Raw genomic sequence first — 24041 nt, forward strand, 5'->3', positions numbered from 1 at the left:
GCAACCCGTACTACACGCAGGAGTTCGGCAGCCGCTGACCCCGCACCGAATGCTTTTCCCGCCCCCCGAAAGACCGGCCGGCATGCCCCCGCATGTCGGCCGGTCCTACTTTCACACGGGTACGGAGGCAGGCGCGCCGCTGCGCGAGTACGACAGCACGGCGTGCCGCCCCAACAGCTGCGGCTCGACGGTCAGACCGCTGACGTTCTCGGTCCAGCGCCGGACTGCGTCCTGCTCGTCAGGCCGGTTGACGTCGTCGAGCACCACCGTGGCCACCGCGGCCAGGCGGCTCTCGCACGCGTGCAGCGCCGGGTAACGCGCGTCCGGCCCGGTCGACGCGGGCGGGCCGTCGATCAGCAGCAGGTCGATGTCGCGCACGTCGGCGAGCTTTTCGACGTCGTACCAGCGATAGCTCGTGCCGTCCACGGACAGATCCGCCAGCGGCGCGGTGCGCACCTCCGCCACGGCCGACAGCCCGTGCGCGTCGAGCTGCTCGCGGGTACGCCGCGCGTAGTCGGCGTCGTGGTCGAGCGAGACGAGCCGCCCCCCGATCGACTCCAGGGCGTACGCGAGCCACACCGTCGACGTGCCGCTGCCGAGCTCGACCACGAGCTGCGGCCGGCGCAACCGCACCAGGTGCAGCAACTCGAGCAGGTCCGTCGGGTTGAGCGCGAAGTCTCCGGACGACGGCATCGGAGCCCGCGGCCTGAACTCGGCGAAGAGCTGGAACATCGCCTCGATCTCCCGGCTCTGCGCGCGCAGCAGCAGGTCGTTGCCGTGCCCGTGCTGGCGCAGGCCGCGGGTGAGGATGCGGGTCAGCTCCTGGTGCCGGTCGCCGGCGGTGAGCCGTTCCTTCTCGACGCCCGCCACCACCCGGCGCTGCATCTGTTCCACGACGATCCTCAGGTCGCGGTGTGCGGCCTGGTTGGCGCGATAGAGCCCGGCCATCCAGCGCGACAGGTGCAGGATGCCGAGCAGCACGCCGAGCAGCAGCACCGCGACGAGCGAGGTGGCGAGGCCCGCGTGGCCGGAGCCGGCCGCCGTCCAGATGCCGGCGACGAGCGCCAGCACCGCCATGAGCACCACCGCTTGCGGGCGGGTCAGGCTTCGCAGCCGTACCGCCAGCCGACCGCCGAACCGGGTCAGGCCGCTCATTCGCTCAAACCTCCGATGTGCGCGCGTCTCAACACGTCCCCTAACTCCGGCGCCTCCCCACCCGTTACGCACAGGAGGGCTCGGGTGTGCGCTGACTGGGCGTCGCGTGGTGCGGCGCGTGCACCAGGCTCGCTATGCGGTCCACGTACGCTTGCGGGTGGTGTGCGTTGGCCACGACGGCCCGGGCGCGGCGGCTCTGCTCGGCGAACAGCACCCGGTCCCCGGCGTAACGCTTGATGAGTCCCGCGACCTCGGTCGGCGCACAGTAGACGGCGGCGTCGCCGAAGACCGCGGCATGCCGTTCCTGGGTGACCACCACGCACCCCTGCGCCGCCGCCTCCATGGCGGGACGCGAGAAGGTCTCCACCGTGGCCGGGTGCGGGAAGTGCAGATAGAAGTCGAGCTGGTGCAGGAAGGTCCGAAGGTCCAGGTCGCCGGCCTCATAGACCAGGTGCGCGCGCGGACCGCTGAGGCTCACGTCGACCCTCGGCCAGTCCGGCAGCCGCAGCCGCACGTCCACCCGGCGCAGGTCGTCGAAGACGTACAGCGAGTCCCGGGTGTCCCGCGGCCACACTCCCTGATCGCACAGGTCCGTGCCGGCCACCGGGACGTCGCGGGTGGCGGCGTCGCGCGGCGCCGTCCACCGGCCGGGGCCGATCGCCACCGGCAGGTCGTAGGACGTCAGCTCGATCGACGGGTACGCGCGCAACGCGGCCCGGATCTCCGGATCCTGCGGGCACCACTCCACGGGCGCCTCGAACAGCCGCGCGGCCGTCCGCGTGCACGCCACCGGCTCGTAGCGGTGGTCGAGGTCGTCGCCGCGCACCGGCGCCTGGTCCGCGACGATCAGCACCCGCCGCGGCCGCAGCAGGCACTCGTCGTCCGACGCGAACTGCAACGCCGCCGCGTGCCGGACGACGACCAGCGCCGCCTTGTTGACGTCGCCGGGCAGCACCTGGGTGATCCGGCCCGCGTTGATCAGCCGCTGGATCGGGCCGGCGAGCGGGTGGCGCCGCCGGGCCATGGGCCGCAGCGATTCCAGGTGCAGCACGGCCACACGCAGTCCCCGGTCCGCACACGCGACCATCTCCTCCACGGCCGAGAGCTGCGGGCCCTGCAGGAATCGCCAGTCGCCGGCCATCACCACGTCGAACTCCGGGCGTGGCGGTGCCTCATCCCGGGCGTACCGGAGGTGGTCGGGTGCGGCGAACGGCCGGTCGCCGCCCTCCCTCGGCAGGTAGGGCTTCGCGGCCCGGGCCGCGATGCGGCCGTGCCACAGCTGGTACGCCGAGGAGTACGCGACCCGTGCCGGATGCATCCAGTACGCCCGGATCTCCGAGCGCGACAGCGACCCCTGCGACAGCCGGATGAGCGCGAGCGGCTCGGAGTCGACGTGGCGAACGGCCCGCTCTCCGTAGACCGCCCGCATCCGTCCGATGTACTCGGAGTCGGCCGCCTTGCGAACCCCGTCGAAGTAGCCGATCCGGTCGAGCACGAGCTGCCTGCGGAACATCAGCGATGACGGGTTGAAGCGGCCGCGCCGCACCGCCGGACGGGTCAGCACGAGCTGCTCGGTCACGGCGAGCCCGTCCGTGGTGGTGGCGACGATGCGGGCGTTCTCCAGCATCGGCCGCACCTGGAGCTCGAGGCGGCGCGGATGGGACCAGTCGTCGGAGTCCTGGAAGGCGATGAACTCGCCCTCGGCGGCATCGAGCCCGGCGTTGCGCGCGGGGTAGGTGCCCTGGTTGTACGGCTGCTTCACCACCCGGATCCGCGGGCCCAGCGCCGCCGCCCGCTGCAACACCTCGTCGTATTCCGGCGGCGAGGCGTCGTCGACGATGACGATGTCGACGTTGCGCCAGGACTGGGCGAGGATCGAACGGACCGCGGTGATCAGGCCCTCGTCGGGGTGGAACGCGGTGACGATGACCGAGATCCGGTGCGGTTCGTCGACCGGCACCGGCTCGGCGGAGACGGTGAGCCGATCGAACGGTGTCAGCCCGTTGGCCGGGTCGAGCGCCAGGTAGGGCTTCGGCATGAGCCGCTGGAACGCCGCGAGCCACGGCGCCACCGGCAGTTCGCCGTCGCCGGCGAACGGATTCGCCACGTCGATCTCGAGGTCGGCGCGGACGGCCTCGCTCATCCCCGGGTACGCGCGCAGCAACGCGCCCGCCGCCACCGCTCCCCGCCAGGTGTACGTGAGCTGTGCGTGCAGCCCCTGGTGCGCGCCCGGCAACGCGTGGGCGCCCAGCGCATCACGGACCAGGTCGTAGATGGCCAACGCGTCGGTGCGGTCCGCCGGGAGCATGTCCTGCAACGCCAGCGTCTGCGCCAGCCCGGCGAGCACGGACGGGCGGACGTCCCGCCTGATCCGTCGCAGCCATCGCGTGTCACCGCCGCGGGCGGCGGCGAGCAGATCCGCGTACGTGGTCCCGGTTCCCCGCAGCGCGGTGTACGCCAGCAGCCCCCGCATCTCCAATGAGCGCAGCCGGATCGCCGTGGGCGGCACGGCCCGCTGCACGTGGTACCGGGCGATCCTCAGGTAGTCGTCGAGCAGACCGGCTGGTTCCCCCATGCGGCAACAGACCTCTTCTTAAGCCCGGAGAATGTCACTAAGGCAACGCCGCCGCCGCGCGGGAGGTGACGGTCAGGCCACGGCCAGCACGGCCGCCTCGACCCGGGCCCGTGCCTGCGGGTCCGCCCAGGCGCCGACGAGGTAGAAGGCGTCGACCACGTCGCCGCCGAGCGTCGAGATGCGCGCGGCACGCACCTCGGCCCCGGCCTCGTCCAGCGCCCCGGCGACCCGGTGGAGCAGTCCGGCAGAGTCGGCCGCGCGCAGCTCCAGCACCACCGCGTCGGTGGCGGCGGCGCGCAACCAGACGACCCGCGGGGCGGCGCCGTCGCGGGCCGGCGCCGGACGGGTCCGCAGCCGCTGGGTGACCGACACGTCGCCGGCGGCGACGCGGCGCAGGTCGGCCGCGAGCGCGAGCGGGTCCGCCGGCGAGCCGTACCGGGGCTGGGTCACGAACTCGACGATCGCCCGGCCGTCGACGGTCGTCGCGTCCGCCGCGACGACGTCGAGGCGGTGCAGGGCGAAGCAGGCGGCGACCGCGCCGAGCAACCCCCGGCGGTCGGCCGCGGCCACGGCGACCCGGTCGCCGTCGAGGTGCACGGCGGGCAGGTCGCCCGTACGCAGCTCGGGACCGGGCTCCGGCGGCGCGGGCAGCTCCCCGGTGTCGAGCGCGGTGTGCACCCGGCGGACCAGCTCCGCCATCAGCCGCCCCTTCCAGTCCGACCACGCGGCCGGTCCGGTGGCGTGCGAGTCGGCGCGGGCGAGAGCGTGCAGCAGGTGCAGGGTCGCGGTGTCGCCGACCTTCTCTGCCACCGTGGAGATGGTCACCGGATCGCTCAAGTCGCGCCGGGTGGCCTCGTCCGGCAGCAGCAGGTGCAGCCGCACGAGCCGCTCGACGGTCGCGACGTCGGCGCCCGGCAGGCCGATCCGGGCGGCGATGCCGGCGGCGATCGGGGCGCCGACCGTGCTGTGGTCGCCGGGCAGCCCCTTGCCGACGTCGTGCAGGAAGGCGCCGATCAGCAGCAGGTCGGGGCGGTCCACCTCGCGGGCGTACGCGGTCGCCTCGTAGGCGGCCTGCACGAGATGCCGGTCCAGGGTGAACCTGTGCACCGGGTGGTGCTGCGGCAGGCTGCGCATCCGGGCCCATTCGGGCAGCCAGGCGTCGATGAGGCCGTACCGGTCGCAGGTCTCCCAGGTGGGCAGCAGCCCCGGCCCGGAGCCGAGCAGCGAGACCAGCGCGGAGCGGGCGGCGGCGGGCCACGGCGTCGGCAGCGGCGGGCAGAAGGCGGCGAGCCATTCGCAGGTCGCGCGGGCGATGGGCAGCCGCACGGCCGCGGCCGCGGCGGCGACCCGCAGCGAGAGGGTCGGATCCGGCACGGGACCGATCGCGGTCCGGGCGAGCACCAGCTCACCGTCCTGCTCGACCACGTCCCGGGCGACGGGCCGCCGCACGGGTGCGCCGGGGGCCGTGCCACGCCGGCGGACGCCGCGCAGCCGGTCGGCGGCACGCCAGGCGTCGTCGAGGGCGTGCGCGATGGTCCGGGCGTCGCCGGAGACGCGGCGCAGCAGCGCGTCGGCGTCCTCGACGTCCAGCAGAGCGGCCACGGCCGCGCGTTCCTGGGCGACCAGCCGGTCGACCCGGCGACCCGTCGCCAGGTGCAGGGCGTCGCGGGTGTCCCGCAGGTGCAGGGCGGCGGCGCGCACCGCCGGCCGCAGCGTGTCGGCGAACCCGGCACGGCCGATGCCGCGCAGGATCGTCAGGTCGCGAAGCCCGCCGGCGGCTTCCTTGAGATCGCCCTCGAGCAGGAACGCGAGCTCGCCGTGGGTCGCCCACCGGGTCGCGGTGAGCTCCCTGAGCTGCGGAAGCAGGCGTACGACGGTGCGCCGCCACTGGTCGCCGGCGGCCGCGATCAGCTCGGCCGAGAGGGCGGCGTCCCCGGCGACGTGCCGGGCGTCGAGCAGCCCGAGCGACACCTTCACGTCGTCGTGGGCGACCGAAAGGGCCTCGGGCAGCGTGCGCACCGAATGGTCGAGGCCCAACCGCGCGTCCCAGATCGGATACCAGAGCGCTGCGGCGATCCGGTCGACCCCGGCCGTGCCGCGATGCAGCAGCACCAGGTCGAGGTCGCTGTGCGGTGCGACGTCCCGCCGCCCCAGCCCGCCGACCGCCACCAGGCTGACGCCCGGCACATGGCTGGGGAACACGGAGGTGAGCCACGCGTCGAGCGCCGCGGCCCGGGCATCCCGGGCCGCGGCGCCCACGTGTCCCCGGAGATCATCCGGCGAACCGCCGGACGGCACCCGAGGCGCCGCCGGCGACTCAGAGCGCGTCGAGGCCGCGTTCACCGGTACGGACCCGGACCACGTCGTCGACCGACGTGACCCAGACCTTGCCATCGCCGATCTTGCCGGTACGGGCGGAGTTCACCACCGCGTCCACGACCTTCTCGACGTCGATCTCGTCCGTCACCACTTCGACCTTGATCTTCGGTAGGAACTCCACCGTGTACTCGGCACCCCGGTACACCTCGGTGTGGCCCTTCTGCCGGCCGTATCCCTGCACCTCGCTCACGGTGAGCCCGGCGACGCCCAGGGCGTGCAAAGCCTCCTTCACCGCGTCGAGCTGGTATGGCTTAATGACCGCGGTCACCAGCTTCATGCTCAGTCCTTCCATGTCAGAGAACTTAACCGGCGACCTTCTCCGCCGACGCCGTCTTGCCGTCGACGTCCGCTGCTTCGGGCTTGGTGCTGGTGAGCCCGGCCATCGCGAAGGCGCCGCCGCCGCCCGCGCCGCCGCTCGGGGTGAGCTCGTAGCCGGTCTCGCCGTGGTCGGCGATGTCGATGCCCGAGATCTCGGCCTCCGTGGAGACCCGCAGGCCCTTCGCCGCCTTGATGATCAGGGCGATCGCCGCGGCGATGGCGAAGGAGTAGAGCGTCACGACGAGGCTGCCCAGGGCCTGGCGGCCGAGCTGGGTCACGCCGCCGCCGTAGAACAGGCCCTCGCTCGCGTTGAGGATCTTGGGATCGGTGATGCCGGCGTTGACCTGCGCGGTCGCGAAGAAACCGATCGCCAGCGAGCCGATCCAGCCGCCGACGAAGTGCACGCCGACGACGTCGAGCGAGTCGTCGTAGCCGAGCCGGTACTTCAGCCCGACCGCGAGGGCGCAGACGGCACCGGCGATCAGGCCGATCAGCACCGCCGGCACCGGTGCGACGAAGCCACAGGCCGGGGTGATCGCGACCAGGCCGGCGACCGCGCCGGAGGAGGCGCCGACGAGCGTGGGCTTGCCGTCGCGGATCCACTCCACGACGACCCAGCCGACCAGGGCGGCCGCCGTGGCCACCTGGGTGTTGATGAAGGCGAAGACGGTGGTGCCGTCGACGGTGAGCTCGGATCCGGCGTTGAATCCGAACCAGCCGAACCACAGCAGGCCGGCGCCGAGGGCGACGAACGGCACGTTGTGCGGGCGCATGTTCTCCCGCGGCCAGCCCACACGCTTGCCGAGGATGAGGCACAGCGCCAGCGCGGCGGCACCGGCGTTGATGTGGACCGCCGTGCCGCCGGCGAAGTCCAGCGCGCGGATCTTCGAGCCGATGAAGCCGCCGCCCCACACCCAGTGGGCGACGGGGACGTAGACCAGGGTGAACCAGGCCAGCGCGAAGATGACCCAGCCGGCGAACTTCATGCGGTCCGAGACCGCGCCGCTGATCAGGGCGACGGTGATGACGGCGAACATCATCTGGAAGCCCATGAAGGCGTAGGTGGGGATGCCGGTGGAGGCGCCGAAGAACAGCCACTCCTCGGTGATCCCGTCGGTGCCCGTACCGAAGTACGAGAAGTTGCCGATGACCGTGTTGAGACCCTCGCTGCCGTTGACCCCGAAGGCCAGGGTGAAGCCGTAGAGAACCCAGAGGATGGAGATGAGCCCGATGCACGAGAAGCTCATCATCATCATGTTCAGTACGCCCTTGGACCGGTTCAGGCCACCGTAGAACAGCGCGAGACCCGGAGTCATGAGCAAAACGAGCGCAGACGACAGGAGCAACCAGGCGGTATTGCCGGTGTTGATCTCCACGCTGCCTCCTCTCGGATAGGTGTCCTTCAGCGCTTGCCCACGGCGCGGGGGCCGTGCGGGCAACGCGGGTCCGGCTCCGAGGCAGCGTTGCGCCGGTCGACCGGTGTGTGGCGCAGCCTTCCGGTCGGCTGTTTCGCGCAGGGTCAACGCGCGATTTCCAGCAGGTCACCGTTTGTTTCGTACGTGTGAAGAAACTCTCACAAGCGGCGGCTCACCGCAGGGCGTACTCCAAGGTGTGACGCTCGTAGTCGAGCAGGCGGAGGTCCCGCATCGGGCGCCGCAGATGCCCCTTGTGCACGATGCGCACGAAGGCCGGGTCGCCGGCGGCCGCCATCCTGCGGATGCCCTCGACATGGTCGACGATCCGCTTACGGATGGTCCGCACCAGGCGGTGCCGGTCGCGCGGGATCAGACCGTACGCGTCGGCGAAGAGCCGCAGCCGCCGCGGCCGGTTGGGCCGCTTCCACCCCAGCGTGTAGGAATCCCGGTCGCTGAACAGCGGCACCCAGGTCCAGGCCGCGTACGCGACGTCGTAGATCCGCGCGCCCGGCGAGGCCAGGTCGAAGTCGATCAGGGCGAGGGTGCCGTCCGGCCGCCAGACCACGTTGTGCGGTGCGGCGTCGTGGTGGCAGATCACCTCGGTGTCCGGCGGGGGCGGGCCGAAGCTGCGCCAGACCGCGCCCGGCGGCGGCTGGAAGCCGTACTGCGCGTCGTGGAACATGCGCAGCATCGTGGCGACCGTGACCAGCGCCTCCTCGGTCGTCCAGTGCGGGGCGAGCGGGTATTCCCCGCACTCACCGTCCAGGTACGACAGGACCTCGCGGCCCTTCTCGTCCATGCCGAGGGCATGCGGAGACCCCGTGAAACCCACCTGCTGCAAGTGGTTCAGCAGCGAGTGCACGGCCGGCGTCCACGGCCCGGCGTTTCGGCGCACCGTGTCGCCGAGCTTCGAGACCGTGCTGACGTTGCCGCCGTGCAAGGGGATCTCGCGACTGCTGTCGGGAGCGCTGCGCTCCTGCGTCACCCACGACCTCCCCTGGAAGTTCCCCGTCTCACGGGCTTGCCGCCCCTTCACGGGCTCACCGCTCTCGAGCCTACGCGTCGGCGCCAAGCAGGGCCTCGACGAAGGCGGCGGGCTCGAACGGCGCGAGATCGTCCGGGCCCTCGCCCAGACCGACCAGCTTGACCGGGATGCCCAGCTTGCGCTGCACGGCGATGACGATGCCGCCCTTGGCGGTGCCGTCGAGCTTGGTGAGCACGACGCCGGTGACGTCCACCACCTCGGTGAACACCCGGGCCTGCTCGAGGCCGTTCTGGCCGGTCGTCGCGTCCAGGATCAGCAGGGTCTCGTCGACCGGGCCGTGCTTCTCCACGACCCGCTTGACCTTGCCCAGCTCGTCCATCAGCCCGACCTTGTTCTGCAGCCGGCCGGCGGTGTCGATCAGCACGGTGTCCACGCCGACGTCGATACCCCGTTTGACGGCGTCGAACGCCACGCTGGCCGGGTCACCACCCTCGGGTCCCCGCACGGTCTCGGCGCCGACCCGCTCGCCCCAGGTGGTGAGCTGGTCCGCGGCGGCGGCCCGGAACGTGTCGGCGGCGCCCAGCAGCACCGTGCGCCCGTCCGCGACCAGCACCCGGGCGATCTTGCCGCAGGTGGTGGTCTTTCCGGCGCCGTTGACCCCGACGACCAGCACGGTCGCCGGACGACCGTCGTGCGGCGCGGTGCGCAGACTGCGGTCGAGGTGGGGGTCGAGCGCGGCGGTCAGCTCCTCGGCGAGCTGCTCCCGGACCCCGGCGACCGTCCGCGTGCCGAGCACCCGCACCCGCTCGCGCAGGCGCTCCACGAGGACCTGGGTGGCCTCGACGCCCACGTCGGCGGTGATCAGGCTGTCCTCGATCTCCTCCCAGGCGTCCTCGTCCAGGTGGTCCCGGGAGAGCACGCTGAGCAGCCCGCGGCCGAGGACGCTCTGGGAGCGGCTGAGCCGGGCCCGCAGGCGCACCAGGCGGCCGGCGGTCGGCTCGGGCTTCTCGAGGGCCGGCTTCGCCTCGACGACCGGCTCCTCGACGACCGGCGGCTCGACGGGACGCTCGACCAGCGGCGGCAGCGTCTCGGTTGCCGGCGGGACGCCGGGACGCTCGAGCGTGGTCGTACCCGTCCGGCTCTCGGGCAGGCTCTGCCCCGGAGGCGGGAGCTCACGCCGCCGCAGCCGCGGCACGACGAGACCGACGGCCCCGACGATGAGCACCGCGAGCAGAATCAGGGAGGCGACCACGTATTCCATGTACGAAATCCTGACAGATGGGCCGGAGGCGCGTGGTGCCACCCGTCCGTGTCGCCGGACACGCCGTGACCCCGCACCCGCCGGTCGCCGTCGCCCTCCGCGCGGACCTGGGGCGCCGCCCCTCCCCCGCCCCGCCGGATACGCCCGGTGATCATGAAGTGGCCGAAAGCTCGCTGGCGAAATCCCGGGTCGGTGAGGAGGATGGCAGCATGGCTCTCACCACGGCGGCCCTGTGACCGCGCACCTGCTCATCGGGCCGGTGCTGCGCCGAGTCGTCGGCGACAAGGCGACCTTCTGGGTGGAGACCACCGGCCCGGCCCGGGTGCGGGTCGAGGCCGACGGCGGGGGCGCCGGGTCCGCGCTCACCTTTTCCGCGTACGGGCACCACTACGCGATCGTGATCGTCGAGGGCCTGCGCCGCGGCGAGGCGAGCGAATACGCGGTGTGGCTCGACGACCGGCAGGTGTGGCCGCAGCCGGACTCGCCCTACCCGCCGAGCGTGATCGTGACCCGCCCTGCCGAGGACTCGGACCACCCGGTCAGCATGATCTTCGGCTCCTGCCGCGAGGCCACCCCGCACGCGACCGGCCGCAAGCTGCCACCAGACGCCCTGGACGCGTACGCCCGACGGCTGATGACCGATCCCAGCAACCCGCGGTTGCGCCCCGACCTCGTGGTGCTCCTCGGCGACCAGGTCTACGCCGACAAGACCTCGGCCAAGGTACGGCGCTTCCTGCGCCGCCGCCGCGCGGCGGGCCAGGACGGCCCGGCCGACGAGGTCGTCTCGTTCGACGAGTACACCAAGCTCTACCTGGAATCGTGGCGCGACCCGGAGGTCCGCTGGCTGCTGGCCACCGTGCCGAGCGTGATGATCTTCGACGACCACGAGATCATCGACGACTGGAACACCTCGGCGTCCTGGCGCTCGGACATGTCGGCGCAGCCCTGGTGGGCCGAGCGCATCGCGAGCGGCCTGGCGTCGTACTGGGTCTACCAGCACCTCGGCAACCTGAGCCCGGACGACCTGGTCGCCGATCCCCTGCTCGCGAAGATCACCGCGGTCCCGGACGCGACAGACCTGCTGCACGACTTCGGCATTTCGGTCGACTCGCCGTCATCGGCGGAGAACACGGACCGGCCGTACCAGTGGAGCTTCGCCCTCGACCTGGGCCGCACCCGCCTGGTGATGCTCGACAACCGCTGCAACCGCGTCCTGACCCCGGCACGCCGGGAGATGCTGCCGGCCGCGGAATGGGCCTGGTTCGTCGACCAGGCGCACGGCGACTACGACCACCTGGTGATCGGCTCGTCCCTGCCCTGGCTCATGCCGCCCGCGATCCACCACGTCGAAGCCTGGAACGAAAAGCTGACGTCCAAGCCCGGCACCCGTCGCGCGATCCTCGCGGAGATCATCCGCAGGGCCGTCGACCTGGAGCACTGGGCGGCCTTCTCGCGCTCCTTCGACGCCCTGACGGAGCTCTGCCGCCGCCTGGGCGAAGGGGGCGAGGGCGCACCCCCCGAGCGCGTCGGAGCGGGCGGCGCGTACGCACCCCCGGCCACCATCAGCGTGCTCTCCGGCGACGTGCACCACTCGTACGTGGCCAGGGCCCAGCTCGGGCCCGCGGTCCGCACCCCGGTGCACCAGCTGACATGCTCGCCGATCCACAACCAGGTGCCGGCGCCGATGCGGCCGCTGATGCGCCTGAGCTGGTCCCGCGTGGCAGCCCGGGGTATGCGCGCCCTGGCCAGGTCGGCGGGCGTGAAGCGGCCCCCGCTGACCTGGAAGAGGCTGGCCGGGCCGTACTTCGGCAACGCGGTCAGCACCCTGCGCCACACGGATGCCCGCGCGGAGGTCGAGGTCGAGGGCACGACCAAGGACGGCAACCTCTTCACGGTGGCCGCGGTCCGCCTGACGGACTGATCCCCAATCCAGTTCGGACTTGGCACCTTCATCACTGCGTTGTATTGTCCCTACATCCCTACTTCCTAGGGTCAGAGTATGATTCGAGTATGACAAGGCGGATCACCGTGAGTCTCCCCGACGACGTAGCCACCTACCTCGCCCAACACCCCAACAGTTCCGCGATCGTCACCGAGGCGGTGCGCTCCCATATGCAGCGCAGCGCCGCCACCAGAGCAATGCTGGAAGCGGCGGGTTTCACCATCACCGATGAGGGGGTGGCCCGCTGGCGCGACAAGCTGCGCCGCCCCACGGAAGCTCAGCGCGCCGAGAGCCGTCGCAGGCTCGACGCGATCGAGGCCGGACGCTGGCCCGACCAGGAGCCGACGGCATGAACGACCAGCAGAACGAGATCCGGGCCGTGCTCGACAGTTCCGCGATCCGGTCCTATGCCAAGGGCCACGTCCATGTCGGCGAGGTGATCACTGAGGTCGCTGACGAACGCGCATTCGTCGGCATTCCGGCGACCGCTCTCCTCGAGGCTCTCGGGCACTGCGAGGGTGACAAGATCGCCCGCGCCCGCCTCGACATCCTGGTTCACCTGCCCGGCACCCTGACGCTCGACCTGACGGCCGAGACCGCGGGCCGCGTGGCCGGCACCGTCGCCTTCACCGGCGGCGACCTGGCACGTTCGCATGCGGTGTGGGCCTCCCTCGAGCACTCGGCCGCCTACCTGACGGCCGAACCGCAGAAGTCCACACGTCTCATCGCCGAAGACCGGATCATCATCGTCCCGGCCGAAGACGCATAACCGAGACGACATTGTCGTAGGCGCGGTCCACTATGGCGGGGTGGCTTCCCGGACCGCGCCCACGGCGCAGGTTTTCTCTCGCCGGCCGACGCGTGGCTAGGCGCCCATCCAGAGCAGCTCGGCGACCGAGCGTCGTTCACGGGCCGAGGGAATCGGGTGTTCGAGCGAGCCGGCGCCGGCCGGCACCCGGCCGATCGCCGACATGGTGGTGACCTCCCAGTGGTCGGGCACGCCGAATTCGGCCGCCACGCCGTCGCGGTCGAACGCCCGGAACTGCCGGACGAACAATCCGAGGGCCTGGGCCTGGATGGTCATGTGCGCGACCGCCTGGCCGAGGTCGTACTGCGCGAACTCCGAGTAGTCCCAGTCGGTGTCCTCGACATACCGGTGGGCGAGGTTCACCACCAGGAGGCTGGCCGCCGGCGCCCAGCGTCCGGAGCTGGCGGCGAGGTGACGCACCAGCCGCCGGTGCGTGTCGTCGCCTCGGCGGCCGATCACGAACGCCCAGGGCTGCGAGTTCCCGGCGGAGGGGGCCCAGCGTGCCGCCTCCACCAGCAGCTCGACCTGTCCCGGGTCGGCCTCGAACTCGGGATCGAACGTTGTCGGGCTCCAACGCGCGGCGAGCATCGGATGCAGCCCGGGCGGGATCAGGTCGTCCGGCATCCGCACAGCCTGCCACAGGGGCTTTCGTGGGTGAGGGCCGCCGGGCGCGGGGTGTCAGGCGGGGAGGGCGAGAGCCTTGCGCAGGTAGGGCAGGTCATGCGACCCCGTCCACCGGTAGCCGAGCAGCTTGGCCGCCCGGGCCCCCCGGATCACCCGGTCGTCGTCGTCCACGAAGAGCACCCACGGCGCCTCGGTGTTGAGGGCGGCGCTGGCCTGGGCGAAGAATTCCGGGGCCGGCTTGTGGATCTTCAGTTCCCACGAACTGATCACCGCGTCGAACTCGTCGGCGAGGCCGAGCGACTCGAGATCTGGCCGGAGCCGGTCCGTCGCGTTGGTGGCCAGAGCGACCGGGCGGCCGGCGGCGCGGGCCTCCCGGACGAACGCCAGCACCTCCGGGTCCACCGTGCCTCGATGCTTCTGCCACTCGGCGACAGCAACGGCAGCTTGGTCCTCGGGGAGGGGCAGGCGCTTGGCGACCAGGAGCATCCACTCCGCGTCGGTGATCTCTCCGGCCACGGCCGGGCGGAGGAGGTCCCAGGAGAACGCCGTCTGCGACAGGGAGCCTGCCGGCAGGGAGTGTTCGGCCTCGACCGCCGAAGCGACGGCGGGATCCCAGCGGCGGACCACGCCGTCCAGGTCGATGAGCATGGCCCGGGCGGGTTGGCGCAGCATGCGGCGAACGATCCTCTCTCGACGACTTCCCCTGAGCGGCGGCGCGGCAGTGGAGGCACGCGGTGCGGCCACTCAGACGCCCAAGATTACGCCGAGCCCGAGCGTGCGTGACCCGGCCCTCGCTCAGTCCTCCAGCTCCCGGTTCAGCCGCTGGCTGATCACCTGGGTGACGCCGGAGCGCATCGTGACGCCGTACAGTGCGTCGGCGACCTCCATGGTCCGCTTCTGGTGGGTGATGATCAGGAGCTGGCTCTTCTCCCTGAGCTGCTGGAACAGCGTGATCAAGCGCCCGAGGTTGACGTCGTCGAGGGCCGCCTCGACCTCGTCCATGATGTAGAAGGGGCTGGGGCGGGCGCGGAAGATGGCGCAGAGCATCGCCACGGCGGTCAGGGACCGTTCTCCACCCGACAGCAGCGAGAGACGCTTGATCTTCTTGCCGGGCGGGCGGGCCTCGACCTCCACGCCCGTCGTCAGCATGTCCTCCGGGTCGGTCAGCACCAGGCGGCCCTCGCCGCCGGGGAACAGCACCTGGAAGACCGTCTGGAACTCGCGGGCGGTGTCCTCGAACGCCGACGCGAAGACCTCCAGGATGCGGTCGTCCACGTCCTTGACCACGGTGAGCAGGTCCTTGCGGGTGGCCTTGAGGTCCTCGAGCTGGTCCGACAGGAACTTGAACCGTTCCTCCAGCGCCGCGAACTCCTCCAGGGCGAGCGGGTTGACCTTGCCGAGCAGGGCGAGGTCGCGTTCCGCCTTGTTGGCGCGCTTCTCCTGGGTGGGGCGGTGGAACGGCACCGGCTCCGGTACGTCCTTGCCGTCCTTCTCCGCCAGCGCCACCTCGGCCTGCGTCGGCGGCACGAGCTGGTCGGGCCCGTACTCGGCGACGAGGGTTTCGACGTCGAGGGAGAAGTCCTCGGCCGCCTTGGCCTCGAGCTGTTCGATGCGCATCCGCTGTTCGGCGCGGGCCACCTCGTCGCGGTGGACCTCGCTGGTGAGGCGGTCGAGCTCGGCGACGAGGCGCTTGGCGGAGGCGCGTACCTCCGACAGCTCCGCCTCTCGGGCCGTACGCGCGCGGGCCAGCTCGTCGCGGACCTCGACCGCGGCGGTCAGCGAGACCGCCACCCGGGCCAGCGCCGACGCCGCGCCCAGCGCGACCGCCTTGGCCACCTCGGCGCCGCGGGCGCGGGCCGCCCGGCGGGCCGCCGCCCGTTCGCGGGCCTGGCGCTCGGCGTTGGCCTGGCGCAGCAGCGAGTCGGCCCGGCCGGCGATCGAGGAGACGCGCTCCTCGGCCGTACGCACGGCGAGCCGCACCTCCATCTCGTTCTGCCGGGCCTGGGGCACGAGCGCGGCGAGCCGGTCGCGTTCCTCGGTGGACGGCTCCTCGTCGATCGGGGTGGACTCGGCGAGGCGCAGCCGTTCCTCGAGTTCGGTGAGGCCGGCGAGGTCGCGGTCGCGGTTGGCCTCGGCCTTCGAACGGGAGGCGCCGAGCCGCTCGGACTCGGCCTTGGCGGAGCGCGCTGCGGCGCCCAGCTCGGCGAGGCGACGGGCGGCCGCGTTGCGTTCGCCCTCGGCGGCGCGCTTGGCGGCGGCCGCGACGTTGACCGCTTCCTTGTGCGTGGCGACCTCGGCGCGGGCGTCGGCGAGCCGCTCCTTCAGTTCGCCGATGGACTGCTCGGCGGCCTCCCGGTGGGCGTGTGCCTCGTCGACGGCGGCCTGCACCTCGATGTAGCTGGTGGCCTTGCCGGAACCGCCGGCCGCGGCGTGGGCGCTGAGGACATCACCGTCGGGGGTGACCGCACGCAGTTCGGCGTTCTGGGCGACGAGCCGGGTGGCGGCGGCGAGGTCCGGCACGAGGACGACGTCGCGCAGGGCCCGGTGGAGCGCCGGTCGGATCGTCTCGGGGCAGTCGATGACGTCGGGCGCCCAGGTGGCGCCCTCCGGCAGCGACGGCCGCAGGGAGTCGAGCGATCCCTGCATGCCCGGCGCCGCGGGGCCCGCGACGACCAGGGCGGCGCGGCCCGCGTCGGCGATCTTGAGCGTACGCATGGCCTCGACGGCCTCGTCGATCCCGCTGAGGGCGACCGCGTCGGCGAGCGCGCCCAGCGCCGCGGCGAGGGCGGCCTCGTGTCCGGGCCGGACGGTCAGCATCGACGCGAGGCTGCCGAGCAGGCCGGGGACCTGGTCGGCCTTGCCGAGCAGCGCGCCGGCGCCGTCCTTGCGCTTGAGGCCGAGGGCGAGCGCCTCCTCGCGGGCCTTCCAGCTCGCGGCGTCCTTCTCGGCCGTGCGCTCCGCGTCGGAGAGCTCCTTGACCACGGCGGCGGCCCGGTCGTGGGCGGCGACCGCGTCGGCGTGACGGGCGTCCAACTCCACGTTGTCCCGGTCCGCCTCGGTCGACTCCGCGGAGACCGCGTCGACCTCGGCCTGGGCGGCCTCGGCGCGGGTCAGGGCGTCGGTGTGCGCGGTGGCGAGGCGTTCGATCTCCTCGGCGGCGCTTCCGGTGCGGGCCCGGGCCGCGTTCACCTGCCCGGTCAGCTTGGCGAGGCCCTCGCGCCGGTCGGCGATCGCCTTGGCCGCCGTACGCAGGGCGCCCTCGGCCGCGGCCAGCTGGCGTTCCAGCTCCTGGCGGTGCTCGACCGCCTCGGCCAGCCGCATCTGGTCCTCGGTGAGGGCCTCCCGCAGCTCGTCTTCCTGCTCGCGGACCCGTTCGGCCTCGGCGACGAGCTGGTCGGGGTCGCGGCCGGTGCGTTCCTCGTCGCCGGGGGCGGCGAGGTGGCGCAGCCGTTCGGAGGCGAGCTGCTCGGTGGAGCGGAACCGCTCCTGGAGGGTGGACAGCTTGTACCAGGTGTCCTGGGCCGCCTGCAGCAGCGGGGCGTCCTCGGCGTGCTGGGCTTCGAGGTCGGCGAGCCAGCGCTGCACCTCGCGGTTCTCGTCCTCGACCTGCTGGCGGCGCTCGCGCATCGCCGACTCGTCGGCGATCTCCTTGTCCAGGGTGGTACGCAGCGTGTGCAGGTCGTCGGCGAGCAGCCGCAGCCGGGCGTCGCGCAGGTCGGCCTGGATGCCGGCGGCGCGCCGGGCGACCTCGGCCTGCTTGCCGAGCGGCTTGAGCTGGCGGCGCAGCTCGGCGGTGAGGTCGTTGAGGCGGTTGAGGTTGGTCTGCATCGCGTCGAGCTTGCGGATCGCCTTCTCTTTGCGCTTGCGATGCTTGAGGACGCCGGCGGCCTCCTCGATGAAGGCGCGGCGGTCCTCCGGCTTGGCGTGCAGCATGGCGTCGAGCCGGCCCTGGCCGACGATGATGTGCATCTCCCGGCCGATGCCGGAGTCGCTCAGCAGTTCCTGGATGTCGAGCAGGCGGCAGGAGCTGCCGTTGATCTCGTATTCGCTCTCGCCGGAGCGGAACATCCGGCGGGTGATCGACACCTCGGTGTAGTCGATGGGCAGGGCCCCGTCGCCGTTGTCGATCGTGAGGGTCACCTCGGCGCGGCCGAGCGGCGCGCGCCCGGCGGTGCCGGCGAAGATGACGTCCTCCATCTTGCCGCCGCGCAGCGCCTTGGCGCCCTGCTCGCCGAGAACCCAGGCGATGGCGTCGACGACGTTGGACTTGCCGGAGCCGTTGGGGCCCACCACACAGGTGATGCCCGGCTCCAGCCGCAGCGTCGTCGCGGAGGCGAAGGACTTGAAGCCCTTGACCGTCAGACTCTTGAGGTGCACGGGACTCCGGGGGTCGCGGTTTGCTCTCCGGCAGGAGGTTACCCGCAGGTGCGGGCCATGTCCGTGCACGCCGCGCGTCCCGGATCCTATCCATCTGAGGCTGTTACCACCCGCTTGTCGTTTTTAGCGGGCGAATTCGCGGTCGAGACAGGCGCGCAAAGCGACGAAGCAGGCGCGAACAGCAATAAGGATGATGCGGATTTGGCACGCATCTCAAAAAAGTGCGCGCCGCCACTATGTGTGGAGGCGCGCTTTTCTGTGTGCGTTACGTGGTACGAGGGGGACTGCGGGCACCCGATCACGGCGCCACGCGGAGCTCAGGTCAGCGCGGGCTCGGTCAGCCGCATCAGATCGTCCGCCTCGGCGGCCGCCGCCGCGAGCCGGTCGTTCTCCGCCCGTAGACGGGTGATCTCGAACTCCATAGCCTGCACCCTGGAACGCAGCCGGGTGACCTCGTCGAGCAGGCGCCGATCGGGCGCCGCACCTACGTGGCCGTAGAGGGCCTTCGCCATGACTTCTCCTTGTGAGACACTGCGTCTCTTGTGTAAGCGCTGCCGAAAAGGCCGGCCAAACGCGCGCCCAGTGGTTTCCGCACCTGCTCCCACGGACACGCGTGAGGCGCAGTAACCTGCACCCGTTAACGTATGTGGGTTGCAGAGTTATCCGCGCTCAGGACTCGACTGAGCACAGATGGGCGCGACTGGCGACTCTTCTATGGTGCGCCGATGACCAGGCTCCGTCAAGCCGTGGACAACGCGCCGACCCCCGTCTACCAGTGAATCACGCCACCTTGGCACGCTACCCGGGCTTCGATCAAGCATTTTCGCCGTCCGAGCGACACTCACCCAGGTCGGTGGCCACTTGGTGCCACGCGACGGTGACGGCGTGCAGCAGTTGATCAAAAGCGGAATCCATCGCCGCGAGGACCGCTCCCGTCCGATCATCGCCGGCGAGTCGATCAAGGAGCACCTGCTGGCGCTCCAGATACCGGTCGCAGTCGTGCAGCAGTTCGAGATGTCTCTGGTCGAGCATGCCCGTCCGCGTACCGGGTTGGGAGGCGCGGCAAACGCCGCCGAGCGCCTACGGACCGTGCGGCGCCCCGCCCGCACCGAAGGGCCGAACCCGAAATGGTGGGTCTCTACCTGAAGGGAGCCTTAGATCTTCCTTAGCTGGTTTGCCGCGTATCGACCGGACTGCTTACCGTCGCCCGGGTCGAATTTCCTCGATCCCTTCCGACGACGGAGGCAGAACGTTGCGCGGGCCGATCGAGCAGACCGACACCGAACAGCAAGGACAGGCCGGACGGCATCGGCGGCAGTTGCCGGCGGCGCTGCGTGTGGCCCTGCCGGTCGGCGGTGTGCTGGCCGCCATCGGCGTCGGCGCGGCCCTTCTCCCCTCGGACTTCACCGGCTCGGGCTCGGTCGCTGAGCGGCCTGTCGCCGCCGTGGCGCCGGCCGCCGGCGCCGGGACACCCGGTGCCGGGAGTGGCACCGCCGGCTCGCCCAACGCACCGGGCACCTCGGCAGCACCGGCACCCTCTTCGAAGCCCCCCACCACCAAGCCCGCGGCGAAGAAGACCACGGCACCGCCGGCACCGAAGAAGGCTCCGGTGAAGACCCGCAAGGCGACAGTGCGCAATGCCGAGGTGGCGCCCGGCCTCGCGGGCCAGGAGTCCGAGGTCATCCGATTGGTCAACGCCGAGCGGGACCGGGCCGGCTGCGGCCCGGTCGACCTGGACACCAAGTTGCGTACGGCGATGCGCCTGCACGTCCAGGAGCTCGGCACCCACGACGACCTCTACATCAGCCACGTCAGCGACGACGGCCGTGACTTCGGCCAGCGGGCGCGGGAGCAGGGCTACGACGATCCAGGCGGCGAGAACGTGGCCCGGGGGCAGAGCGACGCCGCCGATGTCATGACGGCGTGGATGAACAGCCCCGGCCACCGCGCCAACATCCTCAACTGCGACTTCAAGGCGATCGGCGCCGGCGCGGTCAAGGGCGTCGATGGCACGATCGTGTGGGGCCAGCTTTTCGGGCGTTCCTGACCCAGGAGTCCGCAAACCCGACAAAAGGGTCAAAGATCTGTCGGCTAGTCGACAGCCTCCCCTTCGTTCGCACCGCTGCGTCGTTGCAGCCTTCGTGATAACGCCCCCGACGCGCCCGCAGTGCTGACCGCATGCGCATCTGTCTGCTCACCGGGGGCGGGTATCCGTTCCGCCGGGACGCGCTAGGCGGCTGGTGCCGGACCCTCGTCGACGGTCTCGGCCGGTTCCGCTTCGACCTGGTCACCGTCTCGGACCGCGAGCCGCCGGGAGGTCCGGCGTATCCGCTGCCCGCCCACGTGACGTCCGCGCGGACGGTGGCGCTGCCCCGCGAGACAACGCGGCGCGAGGGCAGGGACGAGAACGCCACCGCCGCGGCCGTGATGCTGTGCCGAGGGCTGGTCCTGGAGCAGGACGACCTGTTCGCCCGGGGCCTGATCGGCCTCGCGGGGCTGGCCGAGGGCGGCAGCCTGGCCGCCGGCACCCCGCTGAACGCCGTACCCCTGGCGGACGTGCTGCTGGAGGCGTGGCGGGCCGGGCGGACCTCGGGCGCCGACGAGCGGTTGCCGCGGCTCAGTCTGCGGGACGCCCGGACGGCGGCGACGCTGCTGCGCCACGCTGCCCGGGCGCTGGCCGTACCGCTGCCGCCGGTGGATCTGGTGCACTGCGTCGGCGGCACGACCCCGCTGCTGGCCGCGCTGGCCGGCCGCTGGCGTACCGGCACGCCCTTGCTGCTCACCGAGGCCCGGGCGCCGGTGGCCAAGCTGCGGGCGAACGAGGAGCGGCTGTCCCCCGCTGTGCAGACCGTCCTGCGCCGCTTCCGCCGGGCCGTGGCGCGCACCGGGTACGCCGAGGCCGGGCTGATCGCGCCGCTCAGCGAATACCACCACTCCTGGGCGCTGCGGCACGGCGCCGAGCCGGGCCGGCTGGTTCCGGTGCCCGCCGGCGTCGATCCGGTCGACTTCCCGTGCGCGCCGGAGTCCCGCAATCCGCCGGCGATCGTGTGGGCGGGCAACGGCGGACCGGAGAGCGGCCTGGCCTGCCTGCTCGCCGCCTTCTCCCGGATAGCCGCCGCCGTGCCGGGGACGGTGCTGCACCTGGTCGGTGTCACCGCCGCACACGAGGACCACTGCGCCGAACAGGTCGAACGCACCGGGCTCGGCCGGGCCGTCCGCCTGCATCCGCTACCCGCCGACCCGCGCGACCGGTACGCGGTGGGCCACCTCGTCGTGCACCTGCCGGGACCGTCGGACCCGCCGTACCGGTTGATCGAGGCCATGATGTCGGGCCGCGCGGTCGTCGGTGCCGACGTCGGACCCGTCGCCGAGACGCTCGGGGACGCCGGCGTCGTGGTGCCCCTGGATCCCGAGGCCCTCGCGGACGCGTGCACGGCCCTGCTCACCGCGCCGGCCCGGCGGCGCGCTCTCGGCGACGCCGCACGTCGCAGGGCCCTGGCCTGCTTCACCGCGGACCGGGTCGTCCGCGTCTACGGCGCGCTCTACACCGACCTGGCCGGCCCGGCGCCGGCTCCCTCCTACGAGCTGACCCTGGCCGTTCCCGCCCCGCGCGACGCGCGCCCGGCCACGGTGCGATGGCTCGCCGGCGCCGGGGAAGACCGGTGACCGCCGACCTCGCGCTGCGCGGCGGCAGCCTGCGCGCGCCGGCCTTCGGCGCCACAGTGCTGCGCTGCGCGCTCTACCTGGGCCCGCTGAGCGTCGCCGTGGCGGCGGCCGGGCCGCTCGCTCGGGTCTCCCGGCCGGTGACCGCTGGGACGCTGCTGCTCGGCTGGAGCGTCGCGCACGCCCTCTCCGGTGTCGGTGCCGTGGTCGCCCGGCGCTGCGGGCGGGGTCCGGCCGCCACGGTCGTCGCGCGAGGATTCGCCGCCGCGGCCGCGTTCTGGGTGGTGCTCGTCCTCGTCGCGCCCGCCGGCCTGGTCGGCGCGGACCGGGGACTCGCCGTCACGGTCGGTCTGTGCGGGCTGCTCTCCCTGGGTACGGTCACCGTCGCGCTGGTGACCCGCACCGAGGCGACGGTGCTCCGATGGAGTCTGCCGTGCTGGTTGCTCGCCGCCGTCGGCATCGCCGGACTGGTCGGCGACACGCTGGCCGAGACGGTGCCGGTCACGGTGCTGATCCCCTTCGCCGTGGCGCTGGCCGCCGCCCGCGCCTTCCGGCCTGTTCTCGGTTCCTCGCCGGTGGGCCGCCTGCGCCCCGACGACCTTCGGTACGGCGGAATCCGACTCCTGCTCGGCGCGGCACAGGCGGCCTGCGTCGCGCTGCTGTGGCACGTGGGCCCGCCGGCCGCCGCCTCGTTGGCGGTGATCCCGGTGCTCGCCGCCGGACCGGTCCTGGAGGCGCTGATCGGCTGGCACCACCGGCAGGTTCAGGCGGGACTCGACGTCTCGGAGAGCGACGGGGAATTCCGCGCGCACCTGAGCGACGTCACCGTCGTGACCGTCGCCGCGCTGCTGCCGCCGCTCGCCGTCGGTACGGCCCTGGCCGCGGCCGCGCTGCGACTGCCGGGCGGGACACGCGCCGCAGTGCTCGTCTTCGCGGGCGGGATCCTGCTCAGCGGCGTCCTGGCGATCACCCTGCTGCTCGGCTGGCGCGGGCGTACCGGGGTCGCGACCCTGCTCGCCATGGCACCGCCGGCCGGGGCGCTCGTGGTTTCCCGGGTCCTGCCCGCCGAGCCGTTGTCCGCCGTCGTCGCCCTGCTGGCGGCGACCCACCTCGCCGGCCTGCTCATCGTTGCCCGTACCGCCGCTGACCCCCGGAGGACGCCGTGAAGACCCTGTTCCCCCCGTACGCGCAACCGTCGCCCGACCTGCCCGTGGATGTCGACACCTGGATCGTGCAGGAACGACCCGGCCCGACCCGGTCGGCACACCAGCGGCTGGGCCGCGTCGACCTCGACTGGGGTGGGCGCTCGCTCGCGGACGTGCTCGCCGACGTGGACGCCTGGCGGGAGGACGGCGTCCAGGGCCTCTTCCTGGACCGGGCGCCGGCCGGGTCGAGCGGGGTCGGTCCGGTGGCGCTGACCGTGCGGCTGGCCGCCCGCCGGGGCCTGCACCGCGTCGTGCTCAATCCGGGCGTGCCCACCCATCCGATGTACCGGGAACTGGGCGTGAAGATCTGCACCTTCGACGGACCCTGGTCGGCCTATCAGGGCTGGGACGGCGACGGGGTCCGGCCCGGCGACGGCCACCTCGTGCACGGGGTGCCGCCGGAGCTGCTGACCGCGGCCCGCCGGCTGATGGGCCGCCGCGGCGCCGGGTTCGGGCTCGCCACCGACGCCGGACCCTTCAGCGCAGCGGCTTCCGGGGGCGGGGCTGGCAGCGGGGGCAGCTGTACGACGAGCGGTTCATGAACTGCTCGCGGCGCATGGCCGCACCGCACCGGTGGCACGGCTGGCCCTCACGGCCGTACGCGTTCAGTGCCCGGTCGAAGTATCCGCTCTCCCCGTTCACGTTGACGTAGAGCGCGTCGAAGCTGGTCCCCCCGGCGACGATCGCCTCGGCGAGGACGTCGCGCACGTGGCCGAGCAGCCGCCGCACCGCCGGCGCGGTCAGCGCGTCCGTCGGGCGGGCACCGTGCAGCTGGGCCCGCCAGAGCGCCTCGTCGGCGTAGATGTTGCCCACCCCGGAGATCAGCGTCTGGTCCAGCAGAGCCCGCTTGACCTCGGTGTGTTTGCGCCGCAGCGCCGCCACGAACGCCTCGTCGTCGAAGAGCGGGTCCATCGGGTCACGGGCGATGTGCGAGATCTCCGCCGGCAGCTCGGCGCCGCCGGAGGAGACCGACAGCCCGCCGAACGTACGCTGATCGACGAAGCGCAGCTCCGGGCCGTCATCGGCGAACTCGACCCGGACCCGCAGGTGGGTCTCCTCCGGGGCGTCGGCCGGTTGCATGAGCAGCTGGCCGCTCATGCCGAGGTGCGCGATGATCGCGTCGCCGGAGTCCAGCGGCAGCCACAGATACTTCCCGCGGCGGGAGACGTCGGTGATCGTGCGCCCCGCGAGCACCGCCGCGAAGTGCACGTCGCCGGGCAGGTGCCGGCGGATCGCACGAGGGTGTCGCACCTCGACCGCCTCGATGCGGCGGCCGGCCACCCACTTGGCCAGGCCCTGACGGACGGTCTCGACCTCGGGAAGCTCGGGCATCG

General features: G+C 72.5%; 21 protein-coding genes. 9 read left to right on the forward strand and 12 right to left on the reverse strand.

What is annotated here, in order from left to right; translation table 11 throughout:
• Positions 1-111: 111 nt before the first annotated feature.
• The 7 genes from AB0M36_RS33930 to ftsY all read right to left on the reverse strand — a co-directional run bounded on the left by AB0M36_RS33930 (position 112) and on the right by ftsY (position 10088).
• The gene (locus tag AB0M36_RS33930) at positions 112-1155 is read right to left on the reverse strand and encodes a class I SAM-dependent methyltransferase (RefSeq protein WP_364166228.1); all 1044 of its coding nucleotides are present in this window, start codon (positions 1153-1155) and stop codon (positions 112-114) included.
• 64 nt (positions 1156-1219) lie between these two features.
• Positions 1220-3730, reverse strand: a complete 2511-nt coding sequence (locus tag AB0M36_RS33935; protein WP_364166230.1) for a glycosyltransferase — start codon at positions 3728-3730, stop codon at positions 1220-1222.
• Positions 3731-3802: 72 nt separating this feature from the next.
• The gene (locus AB0M36_RS33940; protein ID WP_364166232.1) at positions 3803-6028 is read right to left on the reverse strand and encodes a [protein-PII] uridylyltransferase; all 2226 of its coding nucleotides are present in this window, start codon (positions 6026-6028) and stop codon (positions 3803-3805) included.
• A 19-nt stretch (positions 6029-6047) separates the two neighbouring features.
• Positions 6048-6386, reverse strand: a complete 339-nt coding sequence (locus AB0M36_RS33945; protein ID WP_071805723.1) for a P-II family nitrogen regulator — start codon at positions 6384-6386, stop codon at positions 6048-6050.
• Between the two features lie 25 nt (positions 6387-6411).
• Positions 6412-7803 (reverse strand): ammonium transporter, encoded by a 1392-nt coding sequence (locus tag AB0M36_RS33950; RefSeq protein WP_364166234.1) that lies wholly within the window; start codon positions 7801-7803, stop codon positions 6412-6414.
• A gap of 211 nt (positions 7804-8014) precedes the next feature.
• A complete protein-coding gene (locus AB0M36_RS33955) occupies positions 8015-8827 on the reverse strand; it encodes an aminoglycoside phosphotransferase family protein (RefSeq protein WP_364166235.1) in 813 nt (270 codons plus the stop codon).
• A 70-nt stretch (positions 8828-8897) separates the two neighbouring features.
• On the reverse strand, positions 8898-10088 hold the full coding sequence (gene ftsY, locus AB0M36_RS33960) for a signal recognition particle-docking protein FtsY (RefSeq protein WP_364166237.1): 1191 nt from the start codon (positions 10086-10088) through the stop codon (positions 8898-8900).
• 35 nt (positions 10089-10123) lie between these two features.
• On the opposite strand from ftsY, the gene AB0M36_RS33965 reads away from it, so the two are divergent.
• The 4 genes from AB0M36_RS33965 (at position 10124) to AB0M36_RS33980 (ending at position 12799) form a co-directional block, all read left to right on the forward strand.
• Entirely contained in the window at positions 10124-10324 is a 201-nt protein-coding gene (locus AB0M36_RS33965) for a hypothetical protein (protein ID WP_364166239.1), read from the forward strand.
• Positions 10321-12009: an alkaline phosphatase D family protein gene (locus AB0M36_RS33970; protein ID WP_364166241.1), complete on the forward strand. Its 1689-nt coding sequence runs from the start codon at positions 10321-10323 to the stop codon at positions 12007-12009. The genes AB0M36_RS33965 and AB0M36_RS33970 overlap by 4 nt, the downstream gene beginning before the upstream one ends.
• An 89-nt stretch (positions 12010-12098) precedes the next feature.
• Positions 12099-12383 carry a hypothetical protein gene (locus AB0M36_RS33975; protein ID WP_364166243.1) on the forward strand — a complete coding sequence of 95 codons (285 nt, stop codon included), beginning with the start codon at positions 12099-12101 and terminating at the stop codon, positions 12381-12383.
• Positions 12380-12799, forward strand: coding sequence for a hypothetical protein (locus AB0M36_RS33980; RefSeq protein ID WP_364166245.1), 420 nt, complete (start codon positions 12380-12382; stop codon positions 12797-12799). The genes AB0M36_RS33975 and AB0M36_RS33980 overlap by 4 nt, the downstream gene beginning before the upstream one ends.
• Positions 12800-12895: 96 nt before the next feature.
• Here the strand turns inward: AB0M36_RS33980 and AB0M36_RS33985 are convergent, their stop codons facing one another.
• From AB0M36_RS33985 to AB0M36_RS34000, 4 genes are all read right to left on the reverse strand, one after another.
• Positions 12896-13462, reverse strand: coding sequence for a nitroreductase family protein (locus AB0M36_RS33985; protein WP_364166247.1), 567 nt, complete (start codon positions 13460-13462; stop codon positions 12896-12898).
• A gap of 54 nt (positions 13463-13516) precedes the next feature.
• Complete coding sequence (locus tag AB0M36_RS33990; RefSeq protein WP_364166248.1) at positions 13517-14134, reverse strand: HAD-IA family hydrolase; 618 nt, start codon at positions 14132-14134, stop codon at positions 13517-13519.
• 123 nt (positions 14135-14257) lie between these two features.
• The gene (gene smc, locus AB0M36_RS33995; protein WP_364166250.1) at positions 14258-17839 is read right to left on the reverse strand and encodes a chromosome segregation protein SMC; all 3582 of its coding nucleotides are present in this window, start codon (positions 17837-17839) and stop codon (positions 14258-14260) included.
• Between the two features lie 317 nt (positions 17840-18156).
• Positions 18157-18351, reverse strand: coding sequence for a hypothetical protein (locus tag AB0M36_RS34000; protein WP_071805696.1), 195 nt, complete (start codon positions 18349-18351; stop codon positions 18157-18159).
• Between the two features lie 373 nt (positions 18352-18724).
• Here AB0M36_RS34000 and AB0M36_RS34005 point away from each other — a divergent pair, with 373 nt between their 5' ends.
• From AB0M36_RS34005 to AB0M36_RS34025, 5 genes are all read left to right on the forward strand, one after another.
• Entirely contained in the window at positions 18725-18985 is a 261-nt protein-coding gene (locus AB0M36_RS34005) for a hypothetical protein (RefSeq protein ID WP_364166251.1), read from the forward strand.
• 106 nt (positions 18986-19091) lie between these two features.
• Positions 19092-19886, forward strand: a complete 795-nt coding sequence (locus AB0M36_RS34010) for a CAP domain-containing protein (RefSeq protein ID WP_364166253.1) — start codon at positions 19092-19094, stop codon at positions 19884-19886.
• 131 nt (positions 19887-20017) lie between these two features.
• Positions 20018-21505, forward strand: a complete 1488-nt coding sequence (locus AB0M36_RS34015) for a DUF3492 domain-containing protein (RefSeq protein ID WP_364166255.1) — start codon at positions 20018-20020, stop codon at positions 21503-21505.
• The gene (locus AB0M36_RS34020) at positions 21502-22668 is read left to right on the forward strand and encodes a hypothetical protein (protein WP_364166257.1); all 1167 of its coding nucleotides are present in this window, start codon (positions 21502-21504) and stop codon (positions 22666-22668) included. The genes AB0M36_RS34015 and AB0M36_RS34020 overlap by 4 nt, the downstream gene beginning before the upstream one ends.
• A complete protein-coding gene (locus AB0M36_RS34025) occupies positions 22665-23249 on the forward strand; it encodes a spherulation-specific family 4 protein (RefSeq protein ID WP_364166259.1) in 585 nt (194 codons plus the stop codon). Before AB0M36_RS34020 ends, AB0M36_RS34025 begins: the two co-directional genes overlap by 4 nt.
• Here AB0M36_RS34025 and mutM read toward each other — a convergent pair.
• Positions 23185-24039: a bifunctional DNA-formamidopyrimidine glycosylase/DNA-(apurinic or apyrimidinic site) lyase gene (gene mutM, locus AB0M36_RS34030; protein WP_364166261.1), complete on the reverse strand. Its 855-nt coding sequence runs from the start codon at positions 24037-24039 to the stop codon at positions 23185-23187. The two genes, AB0M36_RS34025 and mutM, sit on opposite strands and share 65 nt — an antisense overlap.
• Between the last annotated feature and the right edge of the window lie 2 nt (positions 24040-24041).

It is taken from the genome of Actinoplanes sp. NPDC051346, assembly GCF_040682215.1.
Classification (GTDB): Bacteria; Actinomycetota; Actinomycetes; order Mycobacteriales; family Micromonosporaceae; genus Actinoplanes.